Source organism: uncultured Bacteroides sp., from assembly GCF_905207245.1.
In the GTDB taxonomy this organism is placed as follows: domain Bacteria; phylum Bacteroidota; class Bacteroidia; order Bacteroidales; family Bacteroidaceae; genus Bacteroides.
Genome location: NZ_CAJLKP010000017.1, coordinates 16256 through 33951 on the forward strand (window position 1 = coordinate 16256; position 17696 = coordinate 33951).

The window sequence follows — 17696 nt, forward strand, 5'->3', positions numbered from 1 at the left end:
TCTATTAAAAGTTAAGATTTACACCAACAGTAAATGAGCGGGTTGTGGGATACTTGTCCTGAGCATCAATACCCGGTGAAATGAAATAGTTAGATACTTCAGGGTCGATACCCGAATAGCCAGTAATACAGAACACATTCTCTGCTGACAGGTAAATGCGTGCATAATTAATAAACTTCGTTATTTTGCCTGTCAGAGGAAGTTCATAACCCAGTGTCACATTAGTCAATTTCACAAAGTCCCCTTTTTCCAAATGATCACTCCAGAAACCCTGTCCCATAGAATTAGACAAGCGTACCATTTTTTGCTTACCTGTAGCTTCATCGATATAAGGTGTTCCATCAGTATTGATAGCCGGATAATAATTGGCGGCAGACTTCAACCGATTGTAAGCAACAGAATTGTTTTCGTAGAAACTACGCTGAGCGTTCAATATTTTATAACCAAATTGCCCTGTAAACTGCAAGCTCAAGTCAAAACCTTTATAACGGAAATTGTTTCCCCAACCAGCATATACTTTCGGAAGACCATTGCCAAGACGTTGACGATTTTCTTTCACATTCAGATTAGTATTGAATTCTTTTACTGTCCAGCCTCCATTACCATCAGATACTTCTACCAAGACAACACCATCTTTATTAACCCCCACTGATTTCAATCCCCAGAAGTCACCAAGGCCCTTTCCAACTTCCATACAGTGAGTAGCAATAGAAATAGGTTCACCTAATCCGCCTACTTCGTGAAATGTCTCCGTTTCATATAAATCGTTACTCAAGCTCAATAATTTGTTTTTATTATGAGATAAAGTTAATGTAGTATTCCATTCAAAATCTTTGGTACGCACTGGAATAGCGTTAACCATAACTTCAATACCGTTATTACGCATCTTACCTACATTGGCTGCAGTAGAGCTATACAGGTTGGGCGGAACAGGCACACTATAATCATACAGCATATCCGAAGTAGTTTTCACATAATAATCCACACTACCTCTCAATCTATCATTCAGCACACTCCAGTCTAAACCAAAGTTCCACTCTTTTGTAGTTTCCCATTTCAAATCCTTGTTCGGATTCTGAGATACCTTCAAGGTTTGTATCCAATCACCTTCTTTATTCATTATATCACCATAGGCATCATAATCATAAGTATATTGAGATAGATAATTTGCAGTGGGGATAACACCTGTAATACCATAACCTACACGCAATTTCAAATTATTCAACCAAGTGAGGTCTTTCATGAAAGCTTCATTGTTAATTGTCCAACCTAAAGATACGGAAGGAAAAGTACCCCAACGGTGATTTTCACCAAATCGGCTGGAACCTTCTCGGCGTACACTAATCAGAGCATTATATCGATTATCGTAACCATAGCTGACACGACCAAAGAAACCAATCAGTTTATCATCATTCTTTGTAGAACCCATACCCGCATGACGATCTTTCTCAGTAAGCAAAGTACCAATACCTAAATTATTGTACAAATAAGCCTCAGTCGGAAAGTTTCCATTACTTGCATTAAAGCCATCATTTACATTATACAGATAACTATAACCAACTAATGCTGAAACACGATGGTTATCAATACTAAAATCATATTTAGAAGTCAATTCCAGATTATCGCTGCGAGAAGCTGATTCACTTTTGCTGGCAGAACCGTTATAATCTTTCTGTGTAACCAGCGTGTAGTGTTTGCTGGTAGTGTAACTTTCGCCTGTATAAACACTCTCCTTCATCGAAACCATCAAGTTGGTTTGCCAACCTTTGATAGGTTCAAAAGTAACGTTACCGGTAAGACGATAGAAACGATTGCGACCGTCACCAATATATTCATCCTGAATGCCACGTGGGTTGTAATAATATAAAAGGTTCAGGTTTTCATTGTAAGAGCCATCATCGTTATAAACAGGAGAAGACGGATTACGGATAATAGCCTGCCGATAAGCATAGTTATTGTTATTCAGAGTATAAGTCTGACGAGAAACTAAAGCATTCACATTAAACTTCAACCAATCATTCAACGCATATTGCGTAAAATCAAGTTGCATTTTCAGGTTACGGTTATCACTCTTTCGCATGACACCCTGCTCGTCGCTATAAGTAACATTGGCAGAGTAAGAAGAATTTTTGGAGCCTCCGTCCAAGGTTAATGAATGGTTTTGTCTGTATCCAGCTTTACGCGAGATAACTCCCAGCCAGTCTGTATCGTAGCCCTCATAGTCAAAAGAAGTCAAACCATTAATCACATCATGAGTATCCATGAACTTCGATTTCTTTGTCCAATCGGAGAAAGAAACATACCCGGAATAACTGGCGTTTGCATGAGATTCACGTTTTCCTGCTTTCGTAGTAATCAAAATGACACCGTTTGCACCACGTGTACCATAAATTGCTGCCGCAGAAGCATCCTTCAATACATCAATAGAAGCTATATTTTCAGGAGCTACCGTTGTCAATGAACCTTCTACCCCGTCTACCAGTATCAAAGGAGTTACACTACCCTTCACAGTTGTGATACCACGCAACATAATGCTTGAAGCTTCTGTCGGATTACCTGAAGATTTCACAATGCTCAAACCGGCTATTTTACCCTTAACCAATTCGGCAGCATCACCAATCTTGCCGACTGTAAAGTCTTCTGCTTTCACGCTTGCAATAGCACTCGTCACATCACCTTTACGCTGAGTGCCATAGCCTATAACCACAACTTCATCCAGCAACTCTGTATCATCTTGCAGGGTTACATCTATCTTTCTTTTACTTCCAACAGAGATATCCTGCGCCTTATATCCAATATAAGAGATCATCAGCACAGAGTTCGATCCGTTTACTTTCAAAGTATATTCACCGTCAACGTTGGTGATAACACCGTTAGTAGTTCCTTTTTCAAGAACATTAGCTCCGATAATAGGTTCACCCTCTTTGTCTCTAACAACACCAGTGATTGTTACAGTCTGTTGCTGTACAATCTCGGTTCCCATAGATTCTGTCGTCTCCGAGAATGCAAATGCCGGATTTACGCTAGCACCTGCTGCAAGAAAAAAACAGATTGTAGCCTTTAGAACAGCTTTGCTGAACATGGCCCAATTTTCATGTGTCTTCATATTAAATCTTTAATTAAAAGGTTATTATTTTATTACAAGTTACAAAACTCTATTTTTTCTAAAATGGCTTTAGTTTACTTTCCATTCAATCACCCCACCCGAAGCACCTTTCTGCAACTGAGCGGCAATTTTCAATCCTGTCGTCTTTACCGGTTTAAAATCAAGACTATTATAGCAGTCCTTCTTCACCACATAGTCATTCAATGCCTCTACTTCTTTCCAAGTTTTACCATCTTTATAATAGAGTTTCCAGCTTTCCGGCACGCGGAAGTTTCCATCGTAATGATCGAAATCCAGCCAATAAACCTGTACATTCGAAACGGTGTACGGTTGATCAAATTGGTAAGCCAGCGTTTCCAGCGTTCCATTTCTCAACCACCAATAGTGATAAGGCTTAGAAATATCCGATGAACGTTTCGGTTCCCATTGGTCATTCACACCCCATGCCCAGCTTTCTACTGAGGCTGATTCAGGAGCGTCTTTCTGGATAGGAGCCTGTATCATCAGAGTCCGTGCCTTGCTGGCAATTGTCGGCTCGGAAATAGGACGAGCATATTCGGCAGCTTCAGGAATCCAAACTGCCATTTGGTCTGCACCGCGATTATTCCAGGTTGAATAAGGAATGGCTTTAAAAGGAACCTCTTTCACACTACCATCTTTACCCACTTCTTTCGCATTACCGGTCAGCACTACAACACCTTTCAACAGATTAGCGTCATAAGCTGCTTCCATTGGAGTGGCATCAGGAATAAACTTGTTGAAAACAGTGCTGTCAGCCTGATCTTTGCCTTCCAGACAAAACATGATAGGACCACGTTCGATAGCCAGTTTACCACGATCATCTTCCACATTATCATTGGCTTTAATACGGCGCACATCCATCGGAAGACTGATTTCTACCACATCACCCGCTTTCCAGGTACGTGAAATAGTAGCGTAGCCATCATATTGTTTAGCATTTACTTTCTTGCCGTTAACAGAGATGCTGTAAGCACCTGCCTTATCAGTAAATGAGTAAAGATCCGTTGGTACGGGAGCATCCTGCGCCCAACCCGGAATACGGAAACGCAAAGCAAATTCCTGCTCTTTCTCGGGAGTAACTAAGATGGAAACCGTTCCTTCCCAAGGATATTCAGTAGTCTGTTCCAAAGCTATATTATTGCTGTCCGTATTAAGGTCAGCTTTACTTTGGATATAAAGGTTAACATAAATATCATTGCCCTGGGTGGCGTACATATAATAAGGTACGGAAGCCATGAAGCGGGTTACATTACCCGGACAGCAAGCACAACCAAACCAATGCTGGCGTTCGTGCTGCCCCATAGATTCGAGCGGATTATCATAGAAGAACTTGTCACCGCTAAGAGAAACACCCGAAATCACACCATTATAAAGTGCACGTTCCAACACATCGGCATATTTGGCGTTTCCCGTAGCCAGAAACATGCGGTGATTCCAATAAACATTGGCGATGGCTGCACAAGTTTCGCAATATGCGGTATGATTGTTCAGTTCATAGTTAGGTCCGAAACCTTCACCCTGCGGACGGGAACCGATACCTCCGGTAATAAAAAGCTTCTTGCTTGCCATATTCTCCCAAATACGACTCAGTGCGTTGAAATAAGCTGTGTCCTGGGTCAGGGCAGCCACATCGGCAACACCAGAATAAAGATATCCGGCACGCACGGCATGCCCCACAATCTCATCTTGCTGCAAAATGGGTTTATGATCCTGACTGTATTCGCTGAGACGATGACCGTCTGTTCCGCGACCGGTTTCCTCCACGAAGTATTTAGCCATTTTCAGATATTTCTCATCACCTGTCACTTTATATAATTTAGCAAGCGCCATTTCGGCAATGGGATGTCCCGAAGGAACATGCTTTTGCCCTTCATCGGGGCCAAACACCTGACAAACAAGGTCGGCATTTTTGATAGCTACATCAAGCAAGGAGCGTTTACCTGTTGCGCGATAGTGTGCAACGGCAGCTTCATACAAGTGACCGCTATTATAAAGTTCATGACTATTAATCTTTTCCCAACGATTCTTTCCCCACCAGCCGGAAAGGCGGTAGCATTTATTAGTTACGCACGTAGTGAGGTAGCCGTCCGGTTCCTGAGCGGCCGCGATAAGGGAGATGACACTATCCAGATAAGCATCCAGTGCTTTGTCATACTTCACAGCCAGCGAGTAGGAGGCTCCTTCTATTATCTTATAAGGATCGGTATCGTCAAAAGAGAAATCACCACGGTGTTCACCCTTCATTAATCCTCCGGCAATGGCAAAATTATCGAAGCGTCCGTTCTTCTCACATTCTTTAAATGCGGAAGGTATGGAGACTGTACGATTGGTTTCAATACGCGGAGTCCAGAAGTTATCGTTCAGGTGAACTTGTGTAAAAGGAACTTCTTTAATCGGAGCATCAGGCTGAACGTAGGGTTCGCTGCAAGCACTCATGCCCAGGAGGGCGATGCTACCGAAAAGGAATTGAATTCGTTTCTTCATAATATTATATATGTATTTTTAGTTCGTTACCAAAAGTATACGGCAAAGGAAAAGGATTTATCTTAAACTGAATAAAACGAAAGTCCATATGAATGCAAAAATAGTCGGGCTACAAAGGCTCTGGAGGATATTTAGATTATTATTTCATTGGTTTGGATTATTTTTTCATGGCTGCAGATATTATACCCGAACCGCACCCGGGATGCACTTGCTCCGTACATTCTTCGCTCAGAAGTACCTCTGCACGGAGAAAGTACGGAGAAGGTACGGAGCAAGTACGGTACAGGTACGACGCAGGGGTGTTTCTGATACAGCGCAGAGGCATAGTTTCTCAAGAATAGTTTCTTAATCTAATGGAAATCATCTATCTTTGTCATTCAGAAACATTGCTTAAAGGAGGAACTGATTATGATGTATATGGCACCTGCGAACAGAAAACGTTTACCTTATGGTATGATGAACTTCGAGGATATCCGCCTCGAAAACTATTATTATGTAGACAAGACCGCCTTTATTCCCATGATTGAGCAGGCAGACCGCTTCTTTTTCTTTATCCGTCCCCGCCGCTTCGGCAAGAGCCTGACGCTAAACTTGCTACAACACTACTATGACGTGCGTGCCAAGGACAAGTTTGACACGTTGTTCGGCGACCTCTACATTGGACAGCATCCTACGCACGACCGCAACAGCTATCTGGTACTGAAGCTCAACTTCTCCGGTATCATCGGTGAGCTGAACAATTACCGCCAGGGACTGGATGCGCACTGCCAGACCATGTTCGACTATTTTTGTGATATTTATGCCGACTATCTGCCACAGGGCATCAAGGAAAAGCTGGATGAAAAAGATGGTGCGGTAGAGCAGCTTGAATATCTATATACAGAATGCCAAAAGACGAATCAGAAGATTTACCTCTTCATTGATGAATATGATCATTTTACCAATGCCATCCTTTCGGATGCCGGAAGTTTACACCGTTACACAGACGAGACACACAAGGAAGGTTATCTGCGCGCTTTCTTCAATAAGGTGAAAGCCGGAACCGACTCTTGCATCAAGCGCTGCTTCATCACTGGAGTCAGTCCCGTGACGATGGATGACCTGACCAGTGGTTTCAATATCGGGACAAACTATTCCCTTACGCCGGAATTTAACGCAATGATGGGTTTTACGGAAGAGGAAGTGCGCGAAATGCTGACATACTATTCCACGAACAGCCCATTCCATCACAGCGTGGACGAATTGATAGAGATAATAAAACCGTGGTATGACAATTATTGCTTTGCCGAGGAATGCTATGGTGGAACTACGATGTACAATTCCAACATGGTGCTCTATTTCGTTAAGAACTATATTCAAAATGGCAAAGCTCCGCGAAGTATGTTAGAAGATAACATTCGTATCGACTACGAGAAGCTGCGCATGCTCATCCGCAAGGACAAGGAGTTTGCACACGATGCTTCCATTATCCAAACCTTGGTAAGCCAAGGCTTCATCACTGGGGAATTGAAGAAAGGTTTTCCGGCTGTCAACATAACCAATCCCGACAACTTCGTGAGCCTGCTCTATTATTTTGGGATGCTTACCATCAGCGGCACGCACAAAGGAAAAACCAAGCTCACTATCCCCAACATGGTAGTGCAGGAACAACTCTATACCTATCTACTGAATACGTACAATGAAGCCGACCTCAGTTTCGATAGTTACGAAAAGGGCGAATTATCCAGTTCTCTCGCTTATGATGGCGGCTGGCAAGCGTACTTCGGTTACATCGCTGATTGCCTGAAACGTTACGCCTCCCAGCGCGACAAACAGAAGGGCGAATTCTTCGTCCACGGCTTCACCCTTGCCATGACGGCTCAGAACCGCTTCTACCGTCCCATCTCCGAGCAGGACACGCAGGCCGGCTATGTGGATATCTTTCTTTGTCCGATGCTGGAGATTTACTCTGACATGAAGCACAGTTACATCGTGGAACTGAAATATGCCAAATACAAAGACCCCGAAACCCGAGTGGGGGAACTTCGCCGGGAAGCCATCGAACAGGCCAACCGTTATGCAGAGACAGACACGGTGAAGTGTGCCATCGGCACCACAGAATTACATAAGATTGTGGTGGTATATAAAGGAATGGAAATGCGGGTGTGCGAAGAGGTGTAGCCTCCGTCCCAGTGCCTATGCAAAAATAGTCCAAAGACTAAAAAGATAATCCAAACATAGTCCAAGAATACCATAAAAGGGTGATTCTTGGACTATTCTTTTATCACATTATATTATTCAGTCCTTCCGTTCACTCCTTTTTCACTTACTTTGCACACGAACCAAATAAAGAGCTAATCGATTATGAAAAACTGCACATCTCTCAAATTAGTCGTTATTTCCTTATTTTTATACTTCGGAAATAATCCACTCGGGGCAGCTCCCGGAAAGAAATATACGCTCTCCTCTCCTGATGGTAAGTTGAAGGTGGAGGTTACTGCCGGAAACGAACTGTCTTATCAGGTGATGCACGAAAACGATACAATTCTCTCTCATTCTAACATAGGATTAGTTCTGGCAGACGGAACTACAATAGGAAACAATTCTCAGGTAACGGGTATTAAAAGGAAAAAAGTCAGGGATAATGTAGAGTCTCCTTTCTATCGCTTCAAGGAGTTCATAGCCACATGCAATGAACTTAACTTGAAGCTGAAAGGTGATTTCGGCATTACCTTCCGCGCCTATGACGAAGGAGTGGCTTATCGTTTTTACACAACACAAAAGACAGAAGTAACCATCAAAGAGGAAGTGGCAGAATTCAACTTCAACCAGGATTACACAGCCTATCTTCCTTATACAACGAATGACAAAAAGCCGATGGCAATGGCTTTTCAAAACATATACGATGTTACCCCATTGTCGAAGGCACAGCCGAAAGTAGCTTTCCTACCCGTTACAGTGGACTGCGGTAAAACCAAATTAACTCTACTGGAATCTGATCTTGAAGCATATCCGGGAATGTTTGTAGAATCTAAAAAAGATGGATATGGGCTAAAAGGTGTTTTTGCCCCCTACCCTACCCAAACAGATTTCTATCCCTGGCGTATGCAGGAGTATGTCACAGAAACCAGTGATTTCATAGCACGCAGTAGTGGGGCACGTACTTATCCCTGGCGCGTACTGGCTGTTACAGAAAAGGATACGGATATGCCTGTTAACAATCTGGTGTATGCGCTGGCATCTCCCAATCGTATAGGTGACACATCATGGATAAAGACCGGAAAAGTGGCTTGGGATTGGTGGAATGACTGGAATCTGAAAGGTGTCCCCTTTAAGGCAGGTATCAATATGGATACCTATAAATATTACATAGACTTCGCCAGCAGGAATGATATAGAGTTTATAGTGCTCGACGAGGGTTGGTACAATCCGAAAAGCGGTGATATGCTGACCGTTGTACCCGAACTGAATCTTCCCGAACTAATCGCCTACGGAAAGCAGAAAGGGGTTGATATCATTCTTTGGACAGTATTCAATGTACTCGACAAGCAACTGGAAGCCGCCTGCAAGAAGTACTCCGAAATGGGTATCAAAGGCTTCAAAGTAGACTTTTTGGATCGTGACGATCAGACTGCAGTTGAAATGGTATATCGTATCGCTGATGCTACGGCAAAACATAAGTTGACACTCGACCTCCATGGCATTTACAAACCTACAGGTATCAATCGCACTTATCCGAATATCATCAACTTTGAGAGCCTGTTCGGTATGGAAGAGGTGAAGTGGACGGATATCAAGAACAACATGCCTCTCTACGATGTGACCTTCCCTTATATCCGTATGATGGCAGGGCCGGTAGATTATACTCCGGGTGCCATGCGCAATGCAACGAAAGCCGACTGGCGTGCCGTCTATTACTCACCGATGAGTATGGGAACCCGTTGTCATCAGTTGGCCGCCTATATTGTACACGATTCTCCGCTCACCATGCTGTGCGACGCTCCGACGAATTATTTGAATGAACAGGAATGTGTGGACTTCATCACTTCAATTCCCGTAGAGACGGATTCTACCTTTATCGTTGCAGGTAAAATAGGAGAATATATCGTTAGTGTACGAAAGAAAGATATCAACTGGTACATTGGCGGGATGACAAACTGGGATGAACGTGATGTAGAACTTGACTTTTCGTTCCTGCCTTCCAATGTTCGCTATACAGCCACGCTTTTTGCTGATGGTATTAATGCGAACAAGCAAGCGGAAGATTATCGTACAGAGAAACTGATTATAGATAAAAACAGCCGGATAAAGCTACATTTAGCTTCGGGCGGGGGATTCGCGATGAAACTTGAGTTATATCCGGTGCGGGGTGAAGTAACGTCCATACCTGAGGGAAAGAATATTCCTTCTTTCTATAAGAAATACATTGAAACTGAGGGATTATATGTTACTTCATCCGAGCGAGTAAGTGACGAGGCGTTGCTGAAGGCCTGCGATATCATCAGTCTGATGCTATCAAAACGTCCGGATGTAAAAGCGCATATGGTGAAAAAAGGCTGCCATGTGATGGTTATCGGTAAAGACGAAGAAACTTGTGATTTACCGGAATTTGCCCATATCTGCAATTCACCGGACAGCATTGCATACTGGAACTGGCGTGCCCGTGGTTTCGGTGGAGCACCGGAAGATGAGTTCTCCGCCAGTTGCGGGGAAGAGAATCTATTGGCCTTGCCACAAGATAAATATACGGGTGAGAATATTCTGATTCATGAATTTGCCCATCTGATACATATGGTAGGAATTGCAGGTGTAGAACCTGATTTCAATGACCGACTGGAAGCATTGTGGAAAAGTGCTGGAGAAAAAGGACTATGGGCCGGTACTTATGCATTAAGCAACAAGGAAGAGTATTTTGCGGAATGTGTACAGTCTTTCTTTAACTGTAACCGTTACGCTGATCCAGCCAATGGTGTACACAATTCTATGAATCGTCGCGTAAAGCTGAAAGCCTACGATCCGGAAATGTACAAGTTGTTGAAAGAATATTTTTATGAGATAGAGATACCGATTAATAATGAAATACATAAATAATAATTTAGTGGCGAGAATACCTGAAATCAAGTCAGGCTGAAAGCCTGAGATTCAGTTCGATAAATTACCATTTATAAAAACAATCAAGCAACAGCATGAATAGAATCATCTTTTTGACCGCTTCCCTCTTAATAGGAGCCATTTCCGCCTTTGCACAGGCCGCTTTCAATACTCCCGGTGCCGGCAATCCCGTGATTCCCGGATATTTCGCCGACCCTACCATCAAAAAGTTTGGTGATACTTATTATATGTACGCCACTACCGATGGCAGTGGTGCAGGCTTCGGCCCCGCACAAGTATGGACCAGCAAGGACTTCGTAAACTGGACCCTGATGCCCATGAACTGGCCCGACAGCCACTGGATATGGGCACCCGATGTGATGCAGCACTCTGATGGAAAGTACTACTACTTCTACTGCCAGCCCTGTATCATTCATTGCGGAGTCAGTGAAACTCCCCGTGGTCCGTGGAAGAATATCCTGGGCGATAGCGAAGCCGTCCTCATCCCCGACCGTTTCGTAACAAATGCCATCACTCTGGATGGACAAACATTTGTGGACGATGACGGCTCAGTCTATATGTACTGGGGAACCTGGGGCATTTACAAAGGTTTCGGTTGCGGTGCCGGAAAGATGGCTCCCGCCCTGAAGAGTTTCACCGAAACCCGCCTCATCCCCAACACCGAAGCCACGGATTTCTTCGAGGCTCCCTTCGTCATCAAGCGCAACGGGACGTACTACTTTATGTACTCTTCCGGCTCCTGCCACGACCACACGTATCGTGTGCAATATGCCACATCGGATAAACCTTTAGGCCCCTACAAATATGGTGGTTGCATCCTCGAAACCAATGCCGACGGCACCATCCACGGCCCGGGTCATCATAGCATCTTGCAGGAAGGAAACGATTACTACATCGTTTACCACCGCCATGATAATCCGCACTCCAACCGTGGCTTCCATCGCCAGCTCAGCATAGACCGCATGGAATTTGCCGAAGATGGAAGCATCAAGAAGATTATCCCTACCCACGACGGCGTAGGGGCACTGGCTCCCTCGGTAGTGAAATCTCCCAACCTCGCCTTTGGCAAGAGTGTGCGTGCATCTTCTTATTATGACGATAATTTCCTACCCGAATATGCCGTAGACGACAACAACGGCACTCTGTGGCGCCCCCGCGGCATGGGACAGGAATGGATTGAAATAGACTTGGGACGCACGCAACAGATACAAACCATCTGGACGCAATTTGAATATGGCACACAGTTCTACCAATATCTGATAGAGACTTCTACCAACGGCAAGTGCTGGGATATCTTCGCCGACAAGCGGAACAATCACCTGGCAGGCAGTCCGATGGTAGACTTCGGAAAGACGAAGGCACGTTTCGTGCGCCTCACTTACACCGGCGGACAGAAGAATGGTTTTGGCGGCGCCATCTGGAATATCAAAGTATTTTCCGGTATCGAAGATTCCGCCCCGCAGCAATGGCTGGGCTTGACTGCCGCCGACTGGGACGGCCGCGAATGGCAGAACAATGAAGGAATGTTAGGAGGTACTTTTATCCTGAAAGCAGGATCAGCCCGCACCGAGCGCATTGACGGACGCGACGCACTGGTGCTGGAACCGGGCACCACGCTGGAATACCGTCATCCGTTACTTTCTCCCTCCAAGGAGCATACAATTAGTGGGTTAGTTTATAGATTAGGTAGATGGCAAAGATACGAAGCGGAGTCTGCCCTTTCATCGGGAATGATTTCGCTTCGGAGCGGAGCTGAAAAGCTGACTATCACTAACCTGAGATATTATAACTGGAAGCAGGAAGCAGCCGAGGAGGCGCACGATGCCACCACAAATATTGTGCGTCTGCCGGCTGCAGAGCAGCAGAAGCGGGGCATGGTGGTAAGCATCAGTGCCGATGACTTTGCAGCCGGAGATACGGTGCGTTACATCTCCAATCATGGAGTGGATGGATATTTTGAAGCCCGGAAAGCACCGGCTATTGTTGAAGAGGTGCAAGGAAAAAAGAGTTTCCGCTTCGATGGGCATCAGGTATTCCATTCCAGCTTCCCGCTACCGGCCACGCTGCTGGATAATACGCCTTACACTCTGGAGGCATGGATATTGAACGACTCCATTGCCGAAAATGAGTGTGTGGCAGACTTCACCACTTCGCACAACGAATTGGAGAAGATTATGCTGGTGAGCGGCACGGAGCCACGCTGCGGAGTGATTAATCATTATGGCTGGTATGAAGACGCCGGGTATAAAGAGATGAAGACGCTTGAAGGCAAGTGGCAGCACGTATATATCTGCTTCGACGGACGCATGGAGCAGGTGTATATCAACGGGCAGTTAATTAGCGAAAAAGACATCCAGCTATTGATAAAACCCTCACAATACGTAACTTTGGGGCAGAATGCCGAACGCAACTGGCCATTTACGGGGCATTTGCACATGTTGAAGTTGTGGGATGAGTATATACCGATGAAATAAAGTAGAGATATGAAATGTACCATTAATTCTTCCATAAGCACAGCTATATTAATAGTTTTCATCTGTTTGTTCTCATCCTTTAACTTGAGTGGATGCAAGGATGATGATGACAATGAAGATAAAATCTTAGAGCAAAGAGACTACTATAAAAAGTTCATTGACCACAAGTTGAAAGGAACCAAGGGTATCTTAAAAGATGCTAAAGGGTGGGTATTCAATTCTCCTGTATATGGATGGATAGTAACATTTGGAGATATTTATAGCGAGAATTATGACAAAACGCAACTCCCTGTTATCGAAGCCAATGATATCTATTATAGGTTATCCAGTTCCTCGGAAGTGTACTCAAAATTCAAAGACCAGTATGTTCTTATTGATGGCAAATATACATATCTATATACAATAGATCACCTTGATATCGACTATTGGATAAGAACAGCCTTTTTCGAAATAGATTATACAGATATAACACCCTATGAAGATTAAAAATGGAGAGTTATAGAATAAATACCATTTTAAAATTACTAATACTGTTATTCATCAATGTGGCTTGTGCAGATAATGTTTTAGTCACAGATATGAATGATGTGAAAACACGAGCAGTTAACGAAGAACCCAAAGTGTTTTTTACTTGTGCGGCAAATAGTACGGCCACAAGGAGTAGTGACATTGAAGTACAACCTCTCACAACTCTGCCAAAGACAATTTACCTTTTCAATGTCTACATTCATATCATACGCCCTGCGGGTGGAAATGAATTTAAAGATAAAGAGAGTATCTGTAATACATTAATGGAACGTTTGAACAGATACTTTCATAAACATAGTATTTATTTTAGCCTTTCCGGCTCCGAATTTATTGATTCGGATATTTATAATGCATATAATAGATATAATGCAACGCAGATCTATAGTGTAAATCCACATTCAGATGCATTTGACATTTACATTTTTACAAATGGAGATAACTTCGGCAGCGTGGGTGGAGCAGCTGTAACTGGGCAAGGAAATGAATGTTGGGTGACTTCTAATTCGTATCATTTAGATACGGCACCACATGAGATGGGACATATTTTAGGATTGGAACATACCTTTAAAGGGACTGCTGATGGCATGAACCCTGAATTTGTTGATGGTAGTAATGCAGCAACTGCAGGTGATAAAATCATAGACACTCCTGCCGATCCTGCCATTTATGATAATAATTTCAATTACGGAGGAACCATTCATGATGTAGATGCACATGGTGATGTGTACAGACCTGATGAAACGAACCTTATGTCTTATTATGCCATAAGAAATCAGTTCACCGAGGGTCAAGAAGCTAAAATAAGAAGCACCATCTATGGGTCTACAGAAAAAAAAGCTCGATTACACAAAGGTAACAACTTAATCCAAGGTAATAGTATCATAAACTCTTCAGCAAAATATGAACTAAATTCCAGCCTCTTGTCAGAATACCTTTTAGACAATGCTTCCATTCGCTGGACAGTAAAAATGGATGCATATTCAAACTCACTTTCAAAGAATGTTACGTCTACGACCTATTATACAAGCAAGACTTTAACGATAAAAGATGCAGGAAGTGATTACCCATCACAGAAATATACAATTAAAGCAACCATTACGGATTCAAGAGGATATTCATTCACAACAGAAGAAAAAACTGCTCATTTCGTAAGAGTGAACTTTAGCAGCGGAAGTCTGAGATGGCAAACACTTTATAACAATAAATCTACAAACGGCACTTGTACATCTATATCTAACTATATCAGAGCATATCAAGGAGGAGTGCTCTATCTCGATTATATTGACAATTTAGGGGGAAGTTCCACGGTATATCCCTCCAATTACAGCTTTATGATCTTGGGAAATATGGCTTCATATTTCCAGATGCGAAGCAACAAGTCTTTTTATTGTGCTACCGGAACTCCCAAAGGTACGACTTATGCCATGCTACAAATAACAGTTTCGGGGCTTTCTAATATTATAAGCATACCTATAGAAATCATGTCGCCATCATCTATTTATGACATTGAAGCAGACTCTATCCGCTTAGAGAATGATTCAATTAGCAAAATATTCATTCATTCAAATAAATAACGCCATGAGAAGTTTTTTATTATCAGTTTTGATTGCCGGCACTGCCATAGGCAGCCAGGCGCAAGTGAAAAAACAATCGCACGGGTATCCCATCGATCCCATACCTTTCACCTCAGTGAAAGTAACCGACTCCTTCTGGGGGCAACGCCTCAATGCGAGCCGTGAAGTAACCATTCCTCTTGCTTTCAGCAAATGTGAGGAAACAGGAAGATATCAGAACTTTGTCAACGCAGCGCATCCCAGCGATACGATTAAAGTAGGCGGACTGGCTTTCGACGATACGGACGTCTATAAAACCATCGAGGGCGCCAGCTACCTGTTGCAGACTTATCCGGACAAGAAACTGGCTAAATACATTGACAGCGTACTGGTGATTGTAGCCGCTGCACAGGAACCCGACGGGTATCTCTACACCAGTCGCACCATGAACCCGAAACATCCACACGAATGGGCGGGAAGCAAACGTTGGGAAAAGGTAGAAGACCTGAGCCACGAGTTCTACAACCTGGGACACATGGTGGAAGGCGCCATCGCCCACTACCAGGCTACCGGAAAGAAGAACTTCCTCAATATCGCCATCCGATATGCCGACTGCGTATGCCGTGAAATCGGTACAGGCGAAGGACAGCAAATCCGTGTTCCCGGACATCAGATTGCCGAAATGGCACTTGCCAAACTTTATCTGGTCACCGGAGACAAGAAATACCTCGACCAGGCCAAGTTCTTCCTCGACCAGCGTGGATATACCAGCCGTACGGACGAATACAGCCAGGCACATAAACCGGTGGTTCAGCAGGATGAGGCTGTAGGACACGCCGTTCGCGCCGCATATATGTATGCAGGTATGGCCGACGTAGCCGCCCTGACGGGAGACACTGCCTATATTCATGCCATCGACCGTATTTGGGACAATATCGTCGGCAAGAAATATTACATCACCGGCGGTATCGGAGCTACCGCAGCCGGAGAGGCTTTCGGCAAGAACTACGAATTGCCCAACATGTCAGCCTATTGCGAGACTTGTGCTGCCATCGGCAATGTGTATGTCAATTATCGTCTTTTCCTCCTGCACGGTGAATCCAAATACTACGATGTACTGGAACGCACCTTATACAATGGTCTGATTTCAGGCGTATCCCTGGACGGCGGTGGCTTCTTCTACCCCAACCCGCTGGAAAGTATGGGACAGCATCAACGCCAGCCCTGGTTCGGTTGTGCCTGCTGCCCGTCCAACATCTGCCGTTTCATCCCGTCCCTGCCGGGATATATCTACGCAGTAAAGGATAAGGACGTTTACGTCAACCTCTTCATGTCCAATACTTCCGACCTGAAAGTGGGTGGCAAAGCTGTTTCTATCGAGCAAACCACCAAATACCCGTGGAACGGCGACATCACCATCGGCATCAACAAGAACAGCGCCGGACAGTTCAACCTGAAAGTCCGTATTCCCGGATGGGTTCGGGGTCAGGTAGTTCCCAGTGACCTGTATGCCTATAGTGACGGCAAGCGTCTGAAGTACACAGTGAAAGTAAACGGAGAAGCCGTACAGAATGAGCTGAAAGATGGTTATTTCTGCATCGACCGCCGTTGGAAAAAGGGTGACAAGGTGGAAGTGCACTTCGACATGGAACCGCGTACCGTGAAAGCCAACAATAAGGTGGAAGCCGACCGCGGACGCATTGCCGTAGAACGCGGACCGATTGTATACTGTGCAGAATTCCCGGATAATAACTTCGACATCTTCAGCGTATTCATGAACCGCAACCCGAAGTTTGAAGTGGTGGAAAAGCCCGATCTGCTGTATGGCATCAACCAATTGAAGACCGGCGCACAGACACTTGGCTACGACGATCAGGGTCGCCTGACCACTACCGATGTGAGCCTGACACTGATACCTTACTACGCATGGGCCCACCGTGGTTCGGGAGCTATGGAAGTATGGTTGCCGCAAGAGCTGAGCGCATCCCGCCCCGCCATGCCTGCCACACTGGCTTCGGAAAGTAAAATAGACGCATCCCATCGCGCAAGCTCCATTTCAGCCATCAACGACCGCCTGGTTCCGAAAGATGAAAATGACCGTTCCCTGCCCTACTATCATTGGTGGCCCAAACAGGGAACTACGGAATGGATCACGTATGAGTTCCCGGCAGAAGCTACCGTATCAAGTTCTACCGTATATTGGTTCGACGATGCCCCCTGGGGCGGTTGCCGTGTACCGAAAAGCTGGAAGGTATATTATAAAGATGCACAAGGCCAGTGGCACCCCGTCACAGGTACCGACAAATATGGCGTTGTAAAAGGTGCGGGAAACACCGTAAACTTTGATCCCGTGAAAACCAAATCAGTAAAACTGGAAATTACCCTGCCGGACAAACATGCAGCAGGTGTTTATGAATGGGAAGTACAATAAAGGTTAGT

General features: G+C 44.5%; 8 protein-coding genes. 6 read left to right on the plus strand and 2 right to left on the minus strand.

Annotated features, from left to right (window positions below; all coding sequences use genetic code 11):
• Positions 1–4: 4 nt before the first annotated feature.
• Both QZ135_RS07540 and QZ135_RS07545 read right to left on the minus strand, forming a co-directional pair.
• Positions 5–3106: a TonB-dependent receptor gene (locus tag QZ135_RS07540; RefSeq protein ID WP_294607397.1), complete on the minus strand. Its 3102-nt coding sequence runs from the start codon at positions 3104–3106 to the stop codon at positions 5–7.
• A 69-nt stretch (positions 3107–3175) separates the two neighbouring features.
• On the minus strand, positions 3176–5611 hold the full coding sequence (locus tag QZ135_RS07545; protein WP_294607399.1) for a glycoside hydrolase family 127 protein: 2436 nt from the start codon (positions 5609–5611) through the stop codon (positions 3176–3178).
• 411 nt (positions 5612–6022) lie between these two features.
• On the opposite strand from QZ135_RS07545, the gene QZ135_RS07550 reads away from it, so the two are divergent.
• From QZ135_RS07550 to QZ135_RS07575, 6 genes are all read left to right on the plus strand, one after another.
• Positions 6023–7771 carry an AAA family ATPase gene (locus QZ135_RS07550; RefSeq protein ID WP_294607491.1) on the plus strand — a complete coding sequence of 583 codons (1749 nt, stop codon included), beginning with the start codon at positions 6023–6025 and terminating at the stop codon, positions 7769–7771.
• Between the two features lie 183 nt (positions 7772–7954).
• Positions 7955–10681: a glycoside hydrolase family 97 catalytic domain-containing protein gene (locus tag QZ135_RS07555; protein WP_294607401.1), complete on the plus strand. Its 2727-nt coding sequence runs from the start codon at positions 7955–7957 to the stop codon at positions 10679–10681.
• A gap of 95 nt (positions 10682–10776) precedes the next feature.
• Positions 10777–13176 carry a family 43 glycosylhydrolase gene (locus QZ135_RS07560; RefSeq protein ID WP_294607404.1) on the plus strand — a complete coding sequence of 800 codons (2400 nt, stop codon included), beginning with the start codon at positions 10777–10779 and terminating at the stop codon, positions 13174–13176.
• 9 nt (positions 13177–13185) lie between these two features.
• The gene (locus QZ135_RS07565) at positions 13186–13662 is read left to right on the plus strand and encodes a hypothetical protein (protein WP_294607406.1); all 477 of its coding nucleotides are present in this window, start codon (positions 13186–13188) and stop codon (positions 13660–13662) included.
• Positions 13663–13664: 2 nt separating this feature from the next.
• Positions 13665–15278, plus strand: coding sequence for a M43 family zinc metalloprotease (locus tag QZ135_RS07570; protein ID WP_294607408.1), 1614 nt, complete (start codon positions 13665–13667; stop codon positions 15276–15278).
• Between the two features lie 4 nt (positions 15279–15282).
• Positions 15283–17688 (plus strand): beta-L-arabinofuranosidase domain-containing protein, encoded by a 2406-nt coding sequence (locus QZ135_RS07575; RefSeq protein WP_294607412.1) that lies wholly within the window; start codon positions 15283–15285, stop codon positions 17686–17688.
• Positions 17689–17696: the final 8 nt, after the last annotated feature.